Genomic DNA, 18,796 nt, shown 5'->3' with positions numbered 1-18,796 from the left:
TAGGGCGGGTAAGACTTGTACTGAGCCTGTCGAAGTATGCCCACCACACAAGATTTTTATTGTCAGGATTCAGGATACAGAAGACTGATTAAATAAGTCTTTGAGTATCATATCATAATTGATGTTTTACAAAATTATTGAATTTGCTATTTACTGATTTGGCTATGATTCTAATTCCTGAATCCTGAAATATGTACTTAATTATTAATTGAATTAGCTGTCAAGGTGTGGATTTCTGGTTCTTGTTCGCTGGGTAAGAATTGAATAAATAGCAGCGGTAAAAGGGCAATCAAATTAGTGATAATCACTAATAACCAGAGGGTATCAAAGTTATTTTCGGTAATGCCTAACCAGTGCATGATTAAAGCCCCAAACTCTCTGGAAATAGCTCCTCCTAAATTGAAGATTGACATTAAGAGGGCAAATAATGTAGCTTCGATTCCCAAGGGACAAATTCTTGCTGCTAATACCATCACTGGCATGAATGCAATTTGTCCCATGACGGCAAGAATTAAGCTATCACCTAAACTGAACCATTGATCATCTATTCCTAATGTTCTATTTGTGTGTGTGACTAACAGTAACATCGTCATTCTTAATAGTGTGGAAATGACGATACTCCAACCACAAATTACCCGAAATGGTACGGATTTTAAGAACCTTTGGAAAATCCAAATACCAATTAATGAGGCTAAACTTGTAACTAAATGTACTCGGCCTAAAAATTCAGGTTGAAAGTGTAATTCGTTGGTGAAAAAGTAGAAAAAAGCTGCTTCTCCGCTAGGGGTAGATTGCCAGAGAAAGATAAATGCTGTGGGTAGCCAAATTGCTTTTTGTGTAAAGGCTTTGCCTACTTGTTTGAGTTGATTTGGGATGCTGAGTGGTTGATTCTGCTGATGCTGTGGGGTATCTTTATTAACTGGCGTTTCACTAATTAACCAAGCTACCACGGAAATAATTAGCGGAAAAAATGCCGTGACTAAAAATACTGTGCGTGTGCTGAAATATTCTAAGAGTAAGCCGCTAAAGTAAGCTGTAATTAATCCGCCCAGAGCGGTAGCACCCCAACACAGAGATTGTAGAGAACCTGCTTTGGCTTGACTTTCTACTCTGGCACGTTCAACAACGAGGGAGTCAACTATGACATCACTGAAGGCAACGGAAAGAGAAGATAGAGCGATCGCAATTGTTGCCGCCCAGCTACTATTAACTATTGTTCCCAAACTTACCCAAGCGGATGCGCCTAGTATCCCAGATAACACCAAATATGGACGGCGACGGTAGCCAAATATGGGCAAACCATCGGAAATAAAGCCAAATAATGGCTTAATCATCCAAGGTAGAGCAACTATTCCCAACAGTGCTGATACCTCAACTGGACTCAGTTGTAATTCATCTTTGAGGAAAAAGCTAACGGCTAGACGCGATAACCCTAATATGCCTTGAACAAAGTAGACTGCTAGAATCGCAATTAGTTCTGGTTTAGGTTCATTACCTAAGAGAATTTTTTTGCCTACTGAGTCTTTGACTTTGGGCAAGTCAGATGAGTGAATCAGCATTTGATGAATATTCTTTAAGTTTTATCTACTTTTATATCATATCGACATTAACTGGAAGTTATCCGCTGTTCTAGCAACAAAGTCAAACCAAAGCGCAAGCGCCATCTCTAGCTTGACGCTTGCTCTCAACAAATATGATATTCACTTGTCTATTTCCACTCTGTAGATATTCAGAACCAGCCGCAGGAGATTACTCTACTGAGTTAACAGCAGACGGAGTAACTACTCCTGTGTTACGGGTTTCCAAATGATTTGATAAGCGACTGATGGTTAACAGTGGTACTTCTTGTCGGCACGACAGGCAAAACCAATATAGTTCACCATGACGGACATGACGTAGAATTGATCCACCGCAGCATGGGCAAGTGTTGGCTCTATTACTCATACCAATGTCCTCCTAAAAAAGTTTGTTGTTTTAATCAAGCAAAAAAATTTTGATTAAACCTAAATGGATGTATCTGTGAAAGTTCCAACCTCTCCGCTTGGTGACAGAATTTGCATATTTTGGGATATTTTCTGGTGAAAATTGAGCTAATATGCTATATCTTGCGATTCTTGGTTTGGTCTACAAAGAGTGTCAACATCATATATATTGATTTATTGATTTGACATCACCTGCTACCGATCCTGAAATTATTTTATGAGCTAAAAGCATTTATACTTACTTTTCTTCCATTTAAGTTAACTTTTCTGACTGACTATTAGAAAAGCGTATTCTCGGTTAACTGTATTATCAACTCACTCACAAATGTAATATCACAGTCGTAGCAAGTGCTAACAATTAACGTCTTTATTAATATACAAGCAAGGATTTTATATTTTCATCTATCTGGGGGATCATAATCATTTATAATGTTCTGTAGCCTAACTTACAATTTTGCCTATTTTGTATTTGCGAATACGCATTTACAACAGGGATCAATTACTTATAGCTTATTTTTGCGTGAATGGAAGATAGATCAAAAAAATTAACAATCAAAAATGATTACAAAAAATTTACATATTCTATATTTCTTTATTTACTATCCTACTGATAAGTAACTCATGAAAATCGCTACTTGGAATGTCAATTCAATTCGGACTCGTTTAGAACAGGTGATTAACTGGGTAAGTGAAAATCCCGTTGATGTCTTGTGTTTACAGGAAACGAAAGTTATAGATCAAGATTTTCCCCTCAATTCCTTTGAAAACTTAGGTTATCATCCTTATATTTACGGACAGAAAGCATATAACGGAGTGGCGCTAATTAGCCGTAAACCTTTGGAAGATGTGAGTATGGGTTTCTGTTCAGTGTTAACAGATTTAGAACCAGTTTTGGATGAACAAAAGCGGGTAATTAGTGGTGTAATTGATGGTGTAAGAATTGTCAATCTTTACGTTCCTAATGGTTCATCGGTGGGAAGTGAAAAATATGAATATAAACTGCGTTGGTTAACAGTATTACGGAAATATTTGCAGCAATTACTATTATCAAATCCGGCTATTTCTATGTGTGGTGATTTTAATATTGCGTTGGAAGATATTGATATTAATGACAAAGTAAAAATAGAAAATCATATTATGGCTTCTGATGCAGAACGCCAAGCTTTAAAAGATGTGCTTGATTTAGGTTTTGCGGATGCTTTCAGAAAGTTTAATCAAGAGGGGGGAAATTATAGTTGGTGGGATTATCGGACTGCGGCTTTTAAGAGAAATTTAGGTTGGAGAATAGACCATCATTATTTAACACCTGTGCTTTATGAACGCGCTCAAAGTTGCATTATTGATGTTGCACCCAGGAAGTTAGAAAAACCTAGTGATCATACACCGGTGGTAGTGGAGTTTTAGAGGATAGCAAGTAAGGCGATTGTCTACGGCAGTGCGCTCCGTGCGATCGCACTTTACCAAGCTAAACAATAGAAAGCGATCGCCTATGATTTACACCTATCATCTGATTTATTATTCTCACTCATTGACTAACTCACTTGCTTCACCAGGATAAAAACCATCATCTAAAATTTCCTGTAAACTATAAGGACAATTAGAGGGAAAATTGCTACGAGGTAAATCAGTTTCTTTAACAGCTAATTCCACACCTTTCAAATAAGCTTTACCAAGTGCCTCCTCAAGATAGGATTTTAAACTCGGATTTTCCTCAAGTAATTCAATAGTATCTAAGCGTTGAATGCGAAGGGTTGCTAACCAAATACGACTGCGGCGTTGTGGTTGAAACTGCCATTTTAATAAATGTCCTATTAAAATACTTAAACGATTTCGCAGTTCTTGACGTTGCTGTTTTCCCAAAGATTCAACTTCCTCAATTAAATTTTGCCAATCAATTTTATGCCATTGATGGTTGCGGAGTAAATCAGCTTGTTCCTGTGTCCAAGCATAAAAGTCACTAACATAGAGACTGGATACAGGTATTTTCAGCTTTGGGTTTGTTTCTGGTATTTGCATCAGTTTTACTAAATCCCAACTAATCCCAACATTATTATTTTAAACAAAAATTGTAAAATTTCGGATTTTAGGAATTTGCTGATTTTAAAATAGTGATTAAACTTAACTACATAAAGCCCCATACTCAAATCCAAAGGTTATGATTCTAGTAACTGGAGCAACGGGAGATATTGGCCGCCGCGTGGTGCGGTTATTACGTCAACAACAGAAATCTGTACGGTGTTTTGTTCGTCTTACATCCCATTACAGCGAGTTAGAACACCGGGGTTCTGATATATTTATTGGTGATCTACGAGAAGAAAAGGATATCAAAAAAGCCTGTCAAGGTGTGAAATATATCATTAGCGCCCACGGTTCAGGAAATGATGCTTTATCTTTAGATTATCGCGCTAATATTGAACTAATTGATCAGGCAAAAATTCAGGGTGTTGAGCATTTTGTCTTGATATCCGTTTTAGGTGCTGAAAGAGGATATGAAGACGCTCCCGTTTTCAAAGCTAAACGCGCAGTAGAAAAATATTTGCAAAGTAGTGGCTTAAATTACACTATTTTACGCCCATCTGGTTTAGCATCAAACCTGCTACCTTTAGCGGAACGGTTTAGAGAAACTGGTTTATATTTGCTCATCGGTGATCCCAAAAATCGCACATCTATTATTAGCACCGATGACTTAGCCAAAATAGTGGTAGATTCTTTAACTGTTACTGAGGCTCGTAATCAAATTTTACCAGTAGGAGGACCAGAAATTTTATTGCGTGAGGACATTCCGAAAATTTTTAGTCGCATCTTTAACAAAGAACCAATTATCATTAATGTTCCTTTATTTGCGGTTGATGGTTTACGGGGAGTATGGGGTTTATTTGACTCTTCAGCACAAACAGGTTTAGGAACTTTTCGCACTTTATTAGCTAATGAATTTTACTGTACATCAGAAGAAAATGCCAATTTAGAAAGAATTTATAACTTTCAATTGGAAACTGTAGAAAACTTTTTGCGGCGTTATTTAGCGATTTAGTCATTAGTCATTAGTCATTGGTCATTAGAGGATATTTTTCCAGTGTACTGTTTTATGGGTTCACTAATAACCTGTAAAAATCTGGAATAGTCTAATAAAATCCTGGATAATTTAATTACAATTGTGACAAAATCCTCTGATCAATCAAACTACACCAATGACTAATGACTAATGACTAATAAATAATAACTAATAACTAAGGACAAAATATATGAAATATTCCCTATCTGCAAATCCTGTTCAAGCACGTCAAACAAAAGAAAATTTTGCTAAACCAGAGGAACAATTATCCTATGAATTGGGTAAAGCTGTACAGGAATTACCACCACTTTATACAAGATTATTAGCAGGAACTATTAGCGTTATTGTATTTGGTACTATTTCCTGGGCGCATTTTTCACAAATAGATGAAGTAGCGACAGCACCGGGAGAATTAATAGCTTCTACTCAAGTGAGACCGGTGACATCTTTAGGTAATGGATCTATTGTAGCGGTAAAAGTGAAGGAAGGCGATCGCGTAACTAAAGATCAAATATTAATTGAACGTGACCCCAATTTTAAACAAACCGATGTAAACAGATTAGCGAAATCTAGTAAATTAATTGAAGAAGATTTACAAAGATTACAAGCTGAAAGAACTGGGGGAAATATTGCGGGGACAAAATTACAAGATGAGTTATTAAATTCCCGGTTATTAGATTATAAAGCTAGACAAGCAGCAGCAGAAGCAGAAGCAGAACGCCAACTTTCAATTATCAAACAAGCGAAAATTCGTTTAACTCGTTTAGAAGAAAATTTAGCTAATGCTAAAACCGGTGTGAGTAATGCTCAAACTAATTTAGTCAATGCCGAAAATATCCGTGCTAAACTAGAAGAAAGTTTAAAAATTGCCCAACAACGAGAAGAAAACCTGAGAACTTTATTAAATCCTGGTGCTGTTCCTAGAGTTGATTATTTAGAAGCCCAGGAAAGATTAAATCGAGCAAATACTGATATTATTAGAGCTACCAATGAAGTAACTAATGCCAAAAATAGAGTCACAGAAACACAGGATAAAGTAGCATCTTTAGGAAAAGATATTGCTGCTCAAAAACAAGAAATTAATCAAGCTGAACAAGCTTATCAAGCGGCAAAAAATCAAGGTTTAAGATTAGCATCAGAAAGAAAAAGTGAAATTTTAACGCAAATAAATCGGCGAAAAGAAGAATTAGCCAATGTTGCTGGACAATTAGAACAAGCAAAACAAGAAAAAGACGGAGAAACCATTAAAGCACCGGTAGCGGGAACAATTTATAAAGTTAAAGCTACAAAAGGACCTGTACAGTCTGGGGAAGAATTGCTTTCAATTTTACCCGAAGGGGAAGAAATGGTTTTAGAGGTAAAAGTTTTAAACCGGGATATTGGTTTTATTCGTGAGGGAATGACAGCAAAGGTGAAATTAGCAACTTTTCCCTTTCAAGAATTTGGTGTAGTTGATGGGGAAGTTTTACAAATTAGTCCGAATGCGGTAGTTGATGAAAAATTAGGATTAGTTTTTCCGACGAGAATTAAGTTAAATAAGCATTCTATGAATGTGCGGGGTAAAGAGGTGGAATTTACGCCAGGGATGGTGGCTAATGCGGAGATTGTGACGCGGAAGAAGTCAATTTTAACCTTTATTGTTGAGCCAATTACCCGCAGATTTAGTGAAGCTTTTTCTGTGAGGTAATTATTATTAAATAATTGCAAAATCTTGTGGGGTGGGCATACTTCGACAGGCTCAGTACAAGTCTTGCCCGCCCTTTTTATAGGTTTATCAATATAATCAAATTCAACATCCTCAATTATCCTGTTTATTTTCTAAAGATTCTAACCGCACCTTAATTAAATCTATTTGCAGATACACATAATCTCTGAGAACTGAAATTTTGCCTATTTGAGATTCTAAATTATTGCGTTCTTCCTGCATTTTTGCTAACATGGATTTTAAATTATCCAATTGTTCCTCAATCCTTGATATTTCTGATATTTCTGTATTATTATTTGTTGCTGTTGGCTGAGTATCTATAAATCCCATAATTCTTTTTTCTATGATTTTAAGTAAATTCGTATCTTGCAAATCAGCAGAATCTTTAACTATTTGTATATTTTTGATTTGTGAATCTAAATTTTGTTGTTCTTGATAAAATTTCTCTAATTCCAGTTTTACCTCATTTAATTGTTTATTTATTTTCAGTATTTCTAAGTTAGTATTTGCTTGATTATCTTTGATTTCTGATAAGTTTAATTGTGATTTTAAAGCTAAGTTTTCCTGCTGTAAATTTTCTAAATGTAACTTAACATCATGTAATTGATTATTAATTTTCTCAATTTCTAAATTATTTTTTTGTAAATTCTTTTTAACTTGATTTTCTTGCTCATCTGTATCTAAATGTGAGCGAAATGAAACACCAGAAACATGATTAGTAAATTCTAAAATTCCCTTTTCTAATAACTTCCATTCCTTACCATTAGGTAAACTGGATACTCTAGCAGGTTTAATTAATAGAAAATGAGTATCTACTGTGGGAGTAATACCACGAAAATCAAATAATTTAGCTACTGTTTTTAGTTTATGAATATGCAATTTAATATTAATGCTAGGTAAGAGAAAGATATTATTTTGATTAGATACAATGATCCAATATTTACCGTTTTCATCCTTTTCTAATAAAACAAGCTGATTTGGGTTATCTTCTCGATAACTTTTAGCTGTTAATTCGGCAATGATTGAATTTTTTAATAAAACTTTGGGAACGTTATTATAAACTTCGATTAATTCTGATTCAGATATATTTAGGGGGGTGATTTTTTCTGCTGTAAAAGCACCAGTGACGATAACTGAACCATTTTGGACTTTTTCAGTAAGTGTAGATAGGTAATTTTCTATGCTAGTGATTCGCGGTGCCAGGTTTTGTTGAATAATTTGCTGTAGTTGTTTAATTCTACGAATTAAATCTTCTTGAAAATTGGATGTCATTGATTATCTATCTCCTCGTTTAACCTTTAAATTGCTTAAATTCTTATTCATATTCATCTATTCAAATTGAATAATTCCTTTTTCCGTCAATTGCCAAGTCTTGGTATTCTCTATCATCACTACTTTAGCAGGTTTTATCAACTTAAACTTACTTGTCTCCTTTCCTTGGTATTCAAATATTACCCTTAAACTGGCTACAGTTGTCTGATTTATGGTTAAATATTTTATGGGCATGATATATAATTGATCTCTAGTGACGCATAACCAATAATAACCTTTAGGTTTAATTTCTAAAACAACAGCTTCATTTTTTCCTTGACTACGGTTTTCAATACTATAATTTGTCTCAGCAACTGTATTTGCGCGTTGTGCTATAGCTATAAATTGATTAGAATTATACACTTCCACAATTTGTATTTCTTGAGGAGAAAGATGCACTGTACTATTAACAGATGGAGATGTTTGTTTAGTAATTTCCTGTACCGTTTCTTGTACCTTTTCTCCTGAAGAAACTTGAGAATTATTTTCACTACATCTAAAATTTGCTGATTCAATATTTACTAATTTACTGTCTAAAGCATTGTATTTATCGTTTAATACTTTAATTTCTTCTTTTAATTGTTGTTGAGTAGTGATTAATTGTTGAATTTGATAATTTAATTGATTATTTAATTGATTAATTTCTTCTTGTGACTGTTGTACATACTGTTGAAATTCTGATTTTGATACTGATGGTACTATATTGGTTGTTTCATTTTGAGGATGACTTTCTACAAGAAGTTTATTTTCTATAGTTTTACCATTATCTTCAGCAACTTCTAATAATGATGAATTACTAAAATCTAAAATTCCCGGCTTGTCTAAGATCCATCCCTCTCCACTACTATTAAGATATACCTGAGCAGGTTTTTTAAGTGTGAATTGCAGAGAATTTATATTACTGAAATTTTGACAATTAAACAATAAATTAAATATTTCATTTTCATGAGGATTAATTCTACCATTGAGTTTAGTTACAGGAAACAACCAATAAATATCATGATCATCATGATCACTGTTAATTACCCAATATTTTCCCTGCTGACTTTCTGTTAATAGTAATTCTCTGTTACTACTCTGATAATATTGCTCAGAAATATTAACTAAAATGGCGTATTTTTCAATTAACCTGGGAATATAATTATATAAGATTATACATTCCTTTTCTGAATAATCTACTTTTTCCATTTGCTTAGCTTTGTAATGATTTCAGTTTTATTGAACATCAACTTAAAATTCTAGTTCTCCCACTTCAATTAATTCCCATTTGTCTCCTATTGAAGATACCTTTGCTGGTTTAATCAGCGTAAAATTATTAATGGAATTGGGATTATATCCCGAACAATTAAAAAAGGTGGAAATAGTTAAATAGTTATGTTCATTAATTTTCATTTTTGCTTTAGGAACAAGATATTCCATACTACCTTCGACAATGATCCAATAATTACCCCGACTATCAGATTCTAAAATAGGTTGAACATTACGTCCAAGACGACGTTGTTCTGCGGTATACTCACTTTCGGAAACAGTGGTTGCTTGATCTGATAATGACCTCGCATTCATATTATATACTGATACTAATTGAATATTTGTATTAGATAAATTAGATAAATTTGCTGATTGATATGACTGACTTGTAAATGTTTTGGTTTTAACAACTGGTTCTGTGCGTTGTGGAGTCGCGGGAAACTGACTAGGATTAGATTTATATGAATAATTTTGAGGTTGGTTTTGAGGTTGGTTTTGAGTTTGGTTTTGAGATTTATTTTTGTGACTATTTTCCAGTTGTTTTAATCTGGTATCGAGATTATTTAAGGTTCTAAAAATCTCATCCATCTGCATTTGGAAATTTTCAGTATCAATAAAAGTTTGATTGCTTTTTACTAAACCTGCAAGTTTACGTTGTTGTTCGACAATGCTAATAATTCTGTAAATACAGAATAGGACTAATCCTACCAACATAAAACCCAAAATAATCACAGTTACAGTTAATGTATTTAATTTACTATTAACTGTATTAACATCTATTCTATCATGATTTACTGGATTAACAGTATTATTACTTTGGGAAGTAATCGCATTATTTGATGTTACTTCCTGGGTAGTAAGTAAAGTTTCAAGAGATTTAATTTCTTGTTCTAATTCCTGAATTTTGTTATTAGTAAACTTCTCTATTTCTTCCTGCGTAGTTTTTCCAAAAGTTCCATAGTATTGTGGATCTATCTTTCTTTTGGGGAAAAATCCCAAATCTTGTTGTACTTGAGTTACTGCATCTTTTGTTAATCCATTTTCTAAAGGTTTAATAATTTGCTGCATTTTTGTGATTACAGCATTACTCTTAGTTACTGCTGATGATAACTGAGGATTATTAGATAATAAATTAATTTCTTGTTGTAAATTATCAAGCTGCTTAGTAAGATTCTGAGAATTAACTTTATTTCCATTTTTCTTCTCTTCAGCAATTATTCTCAAATCTTCATTAAAAGATTTCACTGCATTTTTAACATCTTCAAATTTTTGGTTGATGTTATTGCGTTGATTTAAATTTTGAGCAATGATAGTTTCAGTAATGTTATCATTACCTACAGCATACACTTCAGAACCACATAGTAAGCTGGTAGATAATATCAAGATGGTAACAACAGTGTAAAATTTATGTTTCATGACTAATTTTCAATTGATTGTTGATTAAAATTCTAAAGTTCCCATTTCTTCCAATTGCCATTTTTCTTCACCATTAATAGAAGAAACTTTAGCAGGTTTAATTAAAGTCATATTATCCGTTGCATTTTGTTCATAATTGAAACATTCAAATAATATGGATATGGTTTTATAACTATGCTCATTTATTTTTTGTTTAGGTTTAGGAACTAAATATTGATTATTAATAATCCAATAATCTCCTCTACCTTTGTAATTAGGTTCAAAAACTGCGGGTTCTTGACTACCACCCCAACGTTGTGATTTACTATGTTCTGTTTCGGAAACTTCTATTTTATCGGGAAAATCTGCGCGTTGATTGTAATTTTCTACTAAATCATATACTTCTGCATCATAAATTATATTATGATCATGACTATGCTCATTTGGATTTGATAAATCCTCTGGTTCAGAGATTTCATTTTCAGACTTGGTTTCATTAGAAGAGAGATTTTCTTGATATGCTAATTGCTGTGATTGAAACAACCTGTTAAAATTGTTAGATTGATAACCAAGATGTTCGTTTATTTGTTGTAAAACATTTAGCATTTCTGGTAAAGACTGAATATTGCTAGATATATTTTGTAAATGTTGTTCTAACAATGAATTATTTTGTGGATTTTGATGTGTTTTCTTAGCTGCTTCTAACTGTTGCTGTAATTGTGAATTTTGTTTATGTAATTGATATGATTTCTCCCAAATTTTTTTAGCCCAAAGTAATGTTTGTTGATCTCTTTTTTGGATTTCTGAAGGTATTTCTCCTAAAATTGATGGATATGGGGCAAGATACCAAGCACATCTTGGACAAAATTCAACTGTACCTTCAGTATATTCTTGATTACATACGGGACAATTTGCCATTTTCTACCTCTAAATTATCTAAATTTTGTTAATCACATCAGAGGGCGATTTAATTCGCCCATTTATATCTGAATTAAGTAAAAAATGTGTGATGTGTTTTTATTTTCCTGCCCATTCTTTACCTAAAACTCTGAGTAATGCCTTTAATGCCATGATGAAAGGAGGTTCTTCTCGAATATCCTCAACTTTCCCTTGAATACTATTGAGAGAATTTCTGAGTTCCCTTTCTGTAGCACGCCACAATTTTTCATTGTAATCTGGTTCAGGATCATCTATATATTCCTTGATTTCATACTTTTCTAATGGTTCAATACCATCAATTCCTAACTCATCCAAACTAATATGAAAAGCATTCAAAAATAACTTCAATTGATTGAGTGCTGGAATTTCATATTTGGTAATACTGCTACCTTTGAACTCCAAACGCTGTTCCCAGCCAAACTTTTCACCACTGATAATGCAATCTTCACCTGCAATAATTGGATCTTTTTCTTTTCTACCCAAACCCTGTAATCTTCTATCTTTTAAAACTAAACCACAAGCGGCTTCATCTTTGGGATTTTCACTCAAGCGTGTCAGTTCTTCTGTATCAGGAAAACCAGAAGCAATACTCATCATTCTACTAAATAAAGCATTGATTTCTGAATTGCGGCTAAATTCACCACCTTCTGCTAACCAATGCAATAGACGAGAAGCATTTCCACCAATGTAAACAGGTGTAATTTCATTTCTGGAATATTTACCTTCTCGATATAAAACTAAGAGAATTTGACCAACATAGAAATATAATCCAGAAACACCAATTGCCATTAAGCGAATTAGTCCTTGAAATTCTTGATCTTCTTCAAATCTATCTCGTTTTGTCTCTAACCATTTGGCAGCTTCCAGACGCATCCAGACATCAAGTTTGGCATTAAAAGCAGGACCCTTTAATTTACCCCAAACCTGAATATCTTTAATATTAGGATCTAACTTTTTCAAAAAGTTAGGATTCATCTCTATGAACTGGGAAAATAATTGACTACCTGCTAACAAAACTGAACATTGATGTAGTAGTGTATCATCCTGCCAAATGGAAATGTCGGATGTACCACCACCCATATCAATACAAGTGCTGCTAACTAAATCATATCCTTCTTGTTCAGCAAAATATTGGGCAACTGCTAAACTTTCAGTCCGAAAATAAGTAGGATCATTTTTATCTGGACTGTTATGAATAATTCCTGTTGTATTTGCTAATTCTTTAGTTAATCTTTCCCAATTCAGGGCATATTTTTGTTGTTCTCTAGAAGAAAATGCGGAAGGGAATGACAAAGACCATTGAATATTTTTTACCCCATCTTTAGCAGCTAAAGCGGTAATATGCAATGCTAAATGTTTGAGAAATAATTGATTATCTGTCAGATTGGCTGTGTCCCATTTCAAATTAGTTTTAATCCATGTTTCTTGGGGCGCAAATCTTTGAAGATTGGGAATGTAAAGACGACCATCAAAAATGGGAATTACTTGTTCATCTTTAGCATTAGTTTTACCACGTCTAGTTAATACTGTAGACATGGGGAAAGGTTTGTCTATGGGAATAAAACTTTCGGGAACAAAGAACTCAAACAAAGCAGAAAAACGGGTATCTATAGAAACATCTGTAACTTTACAGTGCAGATTTTCTAGTGTTAACCGTTCTACAACTCTATCATTTTTATTGACATAAATGTTAGTGAAGGAAGTTCCAAAATCAACACCAACTACCCAATCACCATCAAGCTTAATTTGTTCTGGAGTTGCCAACAAAATTAAACCAATGGTGTTTCTATAGATATCTTTACAATCAATAAAAGCAGGGAACTCTTCAAAATTAACTACTTGATAAATACCTTGTCCTTCTGTAAAGCTGTGAGTATTTTTGGCTGCGGGAAAACTAACTTGAAAAGTATCTTCTCCCAAAGCAGCATCATAGTAAAAACCGTAATATTCTTTCCATCCCTCAGCCCGGAAATTAGGCCAAATTTCTAAGACAGGAACTTCAGAAATAACATTTTCTTCTAAGAGAGGATATTCTTTAGTGATATAGAAGTTTTGCGGTGCTTTTCCGCCTTTCACACCATACAAAGGTAAGGTTAAAGTGACTTTTACTAATGAAGTTCCAGAAGAATTTTTAACCAATTGGAATTTAACAATTTTCTTGGCTAAATCTTCAGGTGTGAAGTAGTTCAATAATATGGGATTGACAGGAATTAAAGGAGTAATATTTTGACCTTTAAACAATAAAGATTGTGAACCATCAGGAAGTAAAGCACCCGGTAAAATTCCTTCTTGATCAATAAATTTGAAGTCGGGTAAAAATAAATCTTGTGATGGCAAACAAATTACTTTTTTACTCTTGTTCCATGTTTCTATATCTTCAGCACGCAAAGCTGCTAAAGTCTTACCTTCATAAACCCAGATATTTTGTAATGGTTCATTCCAAGTTGTGGCAATATCGGGATCAATAATTAATAATGGCGGAACATTAGGTTTAACTACACTGGGAACAACCCGAATATTAGATTCTCTGGATTCAACTTTAACCGGATGATTGAGTGCAGCTAAAGCTCCTCTATTTAATGGTACTTCAAAAAATGCTGGATTATCACTTAATTGGACATTAGGTGTAGATGTAAATCCTAAACTATTACTAAAATCGTTGATTAAACCAACAATTATATCAACTGCTCTTGTATCGTCATTATGTCCTCTGATTTCTCTTTGCACATAATCTAACCAAAATTTCAGTTGGGCTTTTTCAATATCATTCAGATATTTATAGATGGGTTCAAAGGTCATTGTATTGGCATTCCACCAAGGCAACCCATCCCAAATACCTTCTTCTGAAGGTACAACCAAGGTACTCGGAGAAGTCATTCCTACAGGGCGATTATTCCAAGTGAAAATATATATATCTTCCCAAGGACTTTTACCATTACTAAATTTGTAAATACTATTGACATCATCTGGTAAAAGTTCATAAAGTGAACGGGCAAAAATATGAGTATCTTTTTTTGATCCTAGTTCTAAAAGTTGGGCTTTAATGGGAAAACCGCGCACTTCTGCTAAGGCTAAAACGGCTAACATTCCTTGCCATTGAATAATCATTTGTTCCCGAATGGGATAAGCATCATTATGTAATGCCATTTCCATTGATAAAGGACGCGCCCAAATTGTGGGAACAGAACTAATATTTTTAACTTCTCCTGGTGCTTTGTAATCTAAACTAGAAGCAACTTGGTTAAAAGTAGTCGGTGCTTGAGCATCCCAAGTCCCAGCATTGCCAGATTTAACGTCACAATCATCTTTGAGTTTTGGTAATAATAAACTTGTCATTTTTAATTTTCCTTTTTTCTTCAATCAGCAATTTGCAATCATTAATTTTTAATCAGATAAACTTTTAGTCAGTGAGACGACAAACATGATATAAAGCTTTAGCTAGTCCAATAATTCCCTGATTGGGAGGTTCAATAGCTTGAGGATTTAATCTTTCTTTCAGTCTTTGGATGATGTCTTGAGATTTTTTGTTTTGATCTCGACTATCACCTGAACCAACAATTAAATTGGATAAATTATCTGGATTAAGTTTGCTGGATTTGAAATAATCTACATTAAACAATTGAATACTTTCACCATGACATTGATGAATATATGACAACCAGCGTAAATAATCTTCACACCAAGCGGTCATTATTTCTATAGCATCCTGTTCTTTGGTATCGTTAAAATTAACATTATTCTGGGTATTGCCTCCTAAGATGCCTCTAGAAGCAGGAAAGAATTTTACAAACCAATAACCTTCGGTAGATTTTTGAAAGTCTTTGACTCCAATTTCTTTTGCTTTTGCTAATCCAGGAGCAATATTAGATAACCAAACAAATGCAAACCGGGTAGCTTTAATTAATTCTGGTGCTACTTCTTTGACATCGGGGATATCTTTCCAGGTTAAAGTTCTCAAATTCTCCCGATTCATTAATACAACTGTTTTTTGTCCTGGGGGTGTTTTTAATAAAAATTGCCTAGCAGCTAAAGCCGCATAAAATTCAATAAAATGAGGATCATTACGTTGGGTATTTTTACCAACACTAAATTTTTTCACTGGTGATAATTGTTGATTGCCTAATAAATAGACAGTATCAAAAGTGTCTTGGGGCTGACTACCATAATAACGCAGTGCTGCTTCTGTATTTAATAAAAATTGTTCAGAACGAGCATAGACTTTTTCAGAATTTTCTCCCAGTTCAGGAGTAAAACCGAAATAAGGTAAAACAAATAGACAACCTAAATCTACTTTATCCCGAATTTTTAAGGTTTCTAATTTATTATGAATTAACCGCCCAATGGTTGGTAATCCTGAAGCCCCCGTACCGCCAAAAATTGAACCACATAAAAATACTTTTGGGCGTGTTCCTCCCCCCGTATCTTTTTGAATTTTTCCCATTAATTTACCCCAGGAATCACTATCTAAAGCATCTAGTTTTACCTGGCTCATCACTGCTGCCCCAATAGCAGGCCGTCCCCGAAAACCTACATCTAAATTTGCATCTCGTTCTTCTGAAGTGTAAAGAACATCAAATAAATTCCCTAATGCCGGTTCATCTTGTTTGAGAATGTTGTATTGAAAAAATGAACCCAGATTTTTGTTAATGCTATTGTTAGCAAATGGCGACCATAAAGGAAATGTTTCAATTTTTGTTTGCATCCAGGGATGTTTATCCTTTAAATCCAAACCATAACATTTTTGATAAATTTCTAAACTGGTTAATGCTCGGTTCAGATTACCATTTGTTTCATCTGCATCCACAAATAATAAATGTAGAGTTTCTGCATTAAACAGACCAATGGCTGCTAATTGAATGATAGCTTCAATAGATTTAGCACCAGTGCCACCAATTCCTATTACATAAATTGACATTTCTTAATCTCCCATTAGCTGATGACGTAATAAAAAAGCTCCTGGCGGAATATATTTGACTGCTTCAGGAGAACTTGTGGCTGTAGGCAACCAATACAGCAATAAAGTATCCAATACGAAAAATCCCATTAACGAAAGCTGGGCTTCGTCACTACGGTTAATGTAAAAGACTGTAAAACCAATACCAGCCATCGGTAGCAGTCCTAACAACCACCACATCAACATCCAACGCCCAGTAGCAGCACCATCATTAAAGCGACTAATGGCAGCTAATACACACCAAAAAATTGTGGAAAACAGACAAACACCGAACATAATCAGTGAAGCTGTGGTATAGTCAGCAGCAAGCCATGTATCCAAGGGGACTTTTTGAATGGGTATGATTTGATTTTCATATATGAGACGCTGCCCCAAAAACATCAGTGCAGCACCGATCACAGTAAATATAATGATTCTGATGATTTCCCACGGCTTCATTAGCCCTCCTAATTATTTCTACTGATCTAGAAATTTGTGTTTTTGTTTAGACTTAACATGGATATTATTTGTTATACAATCATATTGTTCTCAGAATGTCAACACAGTAAACCGTAAAATTACTTAACAAGTATTAATTTTTGGCAACAAACCAACAAAATATTGATATTGAATAATGGAGAAAAATGACATGATGCGTATAAAATGGACAGTCTTAGTATTAATTGCAGTTTTTTTAGTTGCTTGCAACAAAAAAGAAGAGTTAAGATGTGATATTCCCAATGTTAATTCTGTCAATAATCAAACAGCTAGTAAGTCAGATAATCTGAATGTGGCTATTTATCTCGATGGCAGTGGTTCGATGTTAGGCTATGTCAAAGATGGAGAAACTAACTACACTAAAGCTTTAAAATCTCTCAGAACAGTATTTGAATTAACAGGGAAATTACCAGTTGAATATTATCGTATTGGTAATCCCATGCAGAAGATTACAAGTAGTGAATATTATAGTTTTGGAGCAACTTCTGTCTTTTATGATGGCAGTAACGCTAAATTTAAAGCAGTCTCTAGTCCCATAGATGCTGCTATTATTCCCTCGGTTAAAAATCAACCCAAAATGACGGTAATAATTACCGATTTAGAACAAAATAGCGGTGATGTAACTAAATTAAATAAAAAAATCCAAGATATTTATTTTAATTCTGATAAAAAAGATTATGCTGTCGGTGTTTGGGCTGTTAAAAGTGAATTTAATGGTAAGGTTTATATAGATAAAAATAATCAACTTCAAACCTTTGATTATAATTCTGGTAAACAACCAGAAAAGCTCAGACCATTTTATGTTTTGTTCATTGGACCTTACCAGGATGTGAAATATTATTTTGGTGAATTACAAAAATATAACTCTAATCAATCATTAGCTAATAGCGATATTAGTAAGTTAATGATTTTCCATCCTGATCATATCATTGAACAAGTATCTAGATTAGAAAAATTACCAACAACACCTAAAGGCATAACAAGAACTCTATCTTTAGTTAAGGATGGAGTTGCAGCTAGTAAAGTTAATCAAGGTAACTATGAACTATTACAAATAGATTCTCGTCAACAAGATAGTTTAACAATTAATTATAGTATTAATTTAGCACCATCTAAATATAGTTTATTTGTTGATTCTAATTCCTTGAAGGCACAAGTTAAAGCTGAAAAGTTTGATAAGTTCGCTAAAAATTTTACAGCAGTTGATTCTATTTCAGCAGTAAATAGTCCGATTGAATTTAAAGATTGGCAAATTATTCCTCAAGAAAATAAATTAAATTTTACTGCTGTCATCCAACCTCAGAAATTCCCTGAACCTGGTATTTATAAACTACAATTTGATATTTTGACTGAAAACCTACAAATTCCTACTTGGTGGAAAGAATGGGACTGGCAAACTAGAAGCAATGAACAGGATGGTTCAAAAACGCATAATTTAGAAGAGTTTTTTATGGCTTTAAAAATTAGGACAGAAACTATGAAAGTTGAAAGAGCAAAAAATACTGACGATAAAAATCAAACTCCACAATGGTTAGTTGGTCGGTTGTGTTATGGAATTCAGAAAAATTAAATGGCAGTAGCGAAAATTGCTTAACCTTCGACAATATCATACTTTAAACATAAATAGATAAACTTAAATTCATGGTTTTAACAACCATAAATTTGAGTTACATGAGGTACACATCCCTCCACTTACCAAGGGGAGGGTGCGCGATAGTGCGGGTGGAGTAATT

At 33.8% G+C, this 18,796-nt stretch carries 14 protein-coding genes; 4 read left to right on the top strand and 10 right to left on the bottom strand.

The features are described from left to right. Nucleotides 1–197: 197 nt before the first annotated feature. Nucleotides 198–1,559, bottom strand: coding sequence for a folate/biopterin family MFS transporter (locus tag IQ237_RS19010; RefSeq protein WP_194057974.1), 1,362 nt, complete (start codon nucleotides 1,557–1,559; stop codon nucleotides 198–200). 190 nt (nucleotides 1,560–1,749) lie between these two features. After that, a complete protein-coding gene (locus tag IQ237_RS19005; protein WP_096572371.1) occupies nucleotides 1,750–1,944 on the bottom strand; it encodes a hypothetical protein in 195 nt (64 codons plus the stop codon). Nucleotides 1,945–2,603: 659 nt separating this feature from the next. Between IQ237_RS19005 and xth the strand changes: the two genes are divergently transcribed. Beyond that, on the top strand, nucleotides 2,604–3,386 hold the full coding sequence (xth, locus tag IQ237_RS19000; RefSeq protein ID WP_194057972.1) for an exodeoxyribonuclease III: 783 nt from the start codon (nucleotides 2,604–2,606) through the stop codon (nucleotides 3,384–3,386). A gap of 117 nt (nucleotides 3,387–3,503) precedes the next feature. Here the strand turns inward: xth and IQ237_RS18995 are convergent, their stop codons facing one another. Continuing rightward, nucleotides 3,504–3,998 carry a DUF29 domain-containing protein gene (locus tag IQ237_RS18995; RefSeq protein ID WP_194057970.1) on the bottom strand — a complete coding sequence of 165 codons (495 nt, stop codon included), beginning with the start codon at nucleotides 3,996–3,998 and terminating at the stop codon, nucleotides 3,504–3,506. Nucleotides 3,999–4,137: 139 nt separating this feature from the next. On the opposite strand from IQ237_RS18995, the gene IQ237_RS18990 reads away from it, so the two are divergent. Together IQ237_RS18990 and IQ237_RS18985 are read left to right on the top strand one after the other, a co-directional pair. Next, nucleotides 4,138–5,013, top strand: coding sequence for an SDR family oxidoreductase (locus tag IQ237_RS18990; protein WP_194057968.1), 876 nt, complete (start codon nucleotides 4,138–4,140; stop codon nucleotides 5,011–5,013). A gap of 211 nt (nucleotides 5,014–5,224) precedes the next feature. After that, the gene (locus IQ237_RS18985; protein WP_194057966.1) at nucleotides 5,225–6,721 is read left to right on the top strand and encodes an HlyD family efflux transporter periplasmic adaptor subunit; all 1,497 of its coding nucleotides are present in this window, start codon (nucleotides 5,225–5,227) and stop codon (nucleotides 6,719–6,721) included. Between the two features lie 111 nt (nucleotides 6,722–6,832). Here IQ237_RS18985 and IQ237_RS18980 read toward each other — a convergent pair whose 3' ends face one another. The 7 genes from IQ237_RS18980 to IQ237_RS18950 all read right to left on the bottom strand — a co-directional run bounded on the left by IQ237_RS18980 (nucleotide 6,833) and on the right by IQ237_RS18950 (nucleotide 17,024). Then, on the bottom strand, nucleotides 6,833–8,011 hold the full coding sequence (locus IQ237_RS18980) for a hypothetical protein (protein WP_194057964.1): 1,179 nt from the start codon (nucleotides 8,009–8,011) through the stop codon (nucleotides 6,833–6,835). A gap of 57 nt (nucleotides 8,012–8,068) precedes the next feature. Continuing rightward, nucleotides 8,069–9,238 carry a hypothetical protein gene (locus IQ237_RS18975; RefSeq protein ID WP_194057962.1) on the bottom strand — a complete coding sequence of 390 codons (1,170 nt, stop codon included), beginning with the start codon at nucleotides 9,236–9,238 and terminating at the stop codon, nucleotides 8,069–8,071. 42 nt (nucleotides 9,239–9,280) lie between these two features. Then, a complete protein-coding gene (locus tag IQ237_RS18970; RefSeq protein ID WP_194057960.1) occupies nucleotides 9,281–10,714 on the bottom strand; it encodes a prefoldin domain-containing protein in 1,434 nt (477 codons plus the stop codon). A gap of 24 nt (nucleotides 10,715–10,738) precedes the next feature. Continuing rightward, the gene (locus IQ237_RS18965) at nucleotides 10,739–11,611 is read right to left on the bottom strand and encodes a hypothetical protein (protein WP_194057958.1); all 873 of its coding nucleotides are present in this window, start codon (nucleotides 11,609–11,611) and stop codon (nucleotides 10,739–10,741) included. A 99-nt stretch (nucleotides 11,612–11,710) separates the two neighbouring features. Further along, the gene (locus IQ237_RS18960) at nucleotides 11,711–14,968 is read right to left on the bottom strand and encodes a hypothetical protein (RefSeq protein WP_194057956.1); all 3,258 of its coding nucleotides are present in this window, start codon (nucleotides 14,966–14,968) and stop codon (nucleotides 11,711–11,713) included. Between the two features lie 64 nt (nucleotides 14,969–15,032). Then, complete coding sequence (locus IQ237_RS18955) at nucleotides 15,033–16,547, bottom strand: hypothetical protein (protein WP_194057954.1); 1,515 nt, start codon at nucleotides 16,545–16,547, stop codon at nucleotides 15,033–15,035. 3 nt (nucleotides 16,548–16,550) lie between these two features. Next, nucleotides 16,551–17,024, bottom strand: a complete 474-nt coding sequence (locus tag IQ237_RS18950; RefSeq protein ID WP_194057952.1) for a hypothetical protein — start codon at nucleotides 17,022–17,024, stop codon at nucleotides 16,551–16,553. Between the two features lie 190 nt (nucleotides 17,025–17,214). Between IQ237_RS18950 and IQ237_RS18945 the strand changes: the two genes are divergently transcribed. Further along, nucleotides 17,215–18,633: a hypothetical protein gene (locus IQ237_RS18945; protein ID WP_194057950.1), complete on the top strand. Its 1,419-nt coding sequence runs from the start codon at nucleotides 17,215–17,217 to the stop codon at nucleotides 18,631–18,633. Nucleotides 18,634–18,796 lie beyond the last annotated feature (163 nt).

It is taken from the genome of Sphaerospermopsis sp. LEGE 08334, assembly GCF_015207205.1.
Taxonomy (GTDB): domain Bacteria; phylum Cyanobacteriota; class Cyanobacteriia; order Cyanobacteriales; family Nostocaceae; genus Sphaerospermopsis.
Note: the sequence above shows the minus strand (reverse complement) of the source record. Positions and strands in the feature narration are given on the sequence as shown.

Bases quoted from the DNA above. Each gene is read 5' to 3' on its own strand.
- IQ237_RS18960 (WP_194057956.1), bottom strand. From the start codon at position 14,968: ATGACAAGTTTATTATTACCAAAACTCAAAGATGATTGTGACGTTAAA.
- IQ237_RS19005 (WP_096572371.1), bottom strand. From the start codon at position 1,944: ATGAGTAATAGAGCCAACACTTGCCCATGCTGCGGTGGATCAATTCTA.
- xth (WP_194057972.1), top strand. From the start codon at position 2,604: ATGAAAATCGCTACTTGGAATGTCAATTCAATTCGGACTCGTTTAGAA.
- IQ237_RS18975 (WP_194057962.1), bottom strand. From the start codon at position 9,238: ATGGAAAAAGTAGATTATTCAGAAAAGGAATGTATAATCTTATATAAT.
- IQ237_RS18950 (WP_194057952.1), bottom strand. From the start codon at position 17,024: ATGAAGCCGTGGGAAATCATCAGAATCATTATATTTACTGTGATCGGT.
- IQ237_RS18970 (WP_194057960.1), bottom strand. From the start codon at position 10,714: ATGAAACATAAATTTTACACTGTTGTTACCATCTTGATATTATCTACC.
- IQ237_RS18995 (WP_194057970.1), bottom strand. From the start codon at position 3,998: ATGCAAATACCAGAAACAAACCCAAAGCTGAAAATACCTGTATCCAGT.
- IQ237_RS18965 (WP_194057958.1), bottom strand. From the start codon at position 11,611: ATGGCAAATTGTCCCGTATGTAATCAAGAATATACTGAAGGTACAGTT.
- IQ237_RS18945 (WP_194057950.1), top strand. From the start codon at position 17,215: ATGATGCGTATAAAATGGACAGTCTTAGTATTAATTGCAGTTTTTTTA.
- IQ237_RS18985 (WP_194057966.1), top strand. From the start codon at position 5,225: ATGAAATATTCCCTATCTGCAAATCCTGTTCAAGCACGTCAAACAAAA.
- IQ237_RS18955 (WP_194057954.1), bottom strand. From the start codon at position 16,547: ATGTCAATTTATGTAATAGGAATTGGTGGCACTGGTGCTAAATCTATT.
- IQ237_RS18990 (WP_194057968.1), top strand. From the start codon at position 4,138: ATGATTCTAGTAACTGGAGCAACGGGAGATATTGGCCGCCGCGTGGTG.
- IQ237_RS18980 (WP_194057964.1), bottom strand. From the start codon at position 8,011: ATGACATCCAATTTTCAAGAAGATTTAATTCGTAGAATTAAACAACTA.
- IQ237_RS19010 (WP_194057974.1), bottom strand. From the start codon at position 1,559: ATGCTGATTCACTCATCTGACTTGCCCAAAGTCAAAGACTCAGTAGGC.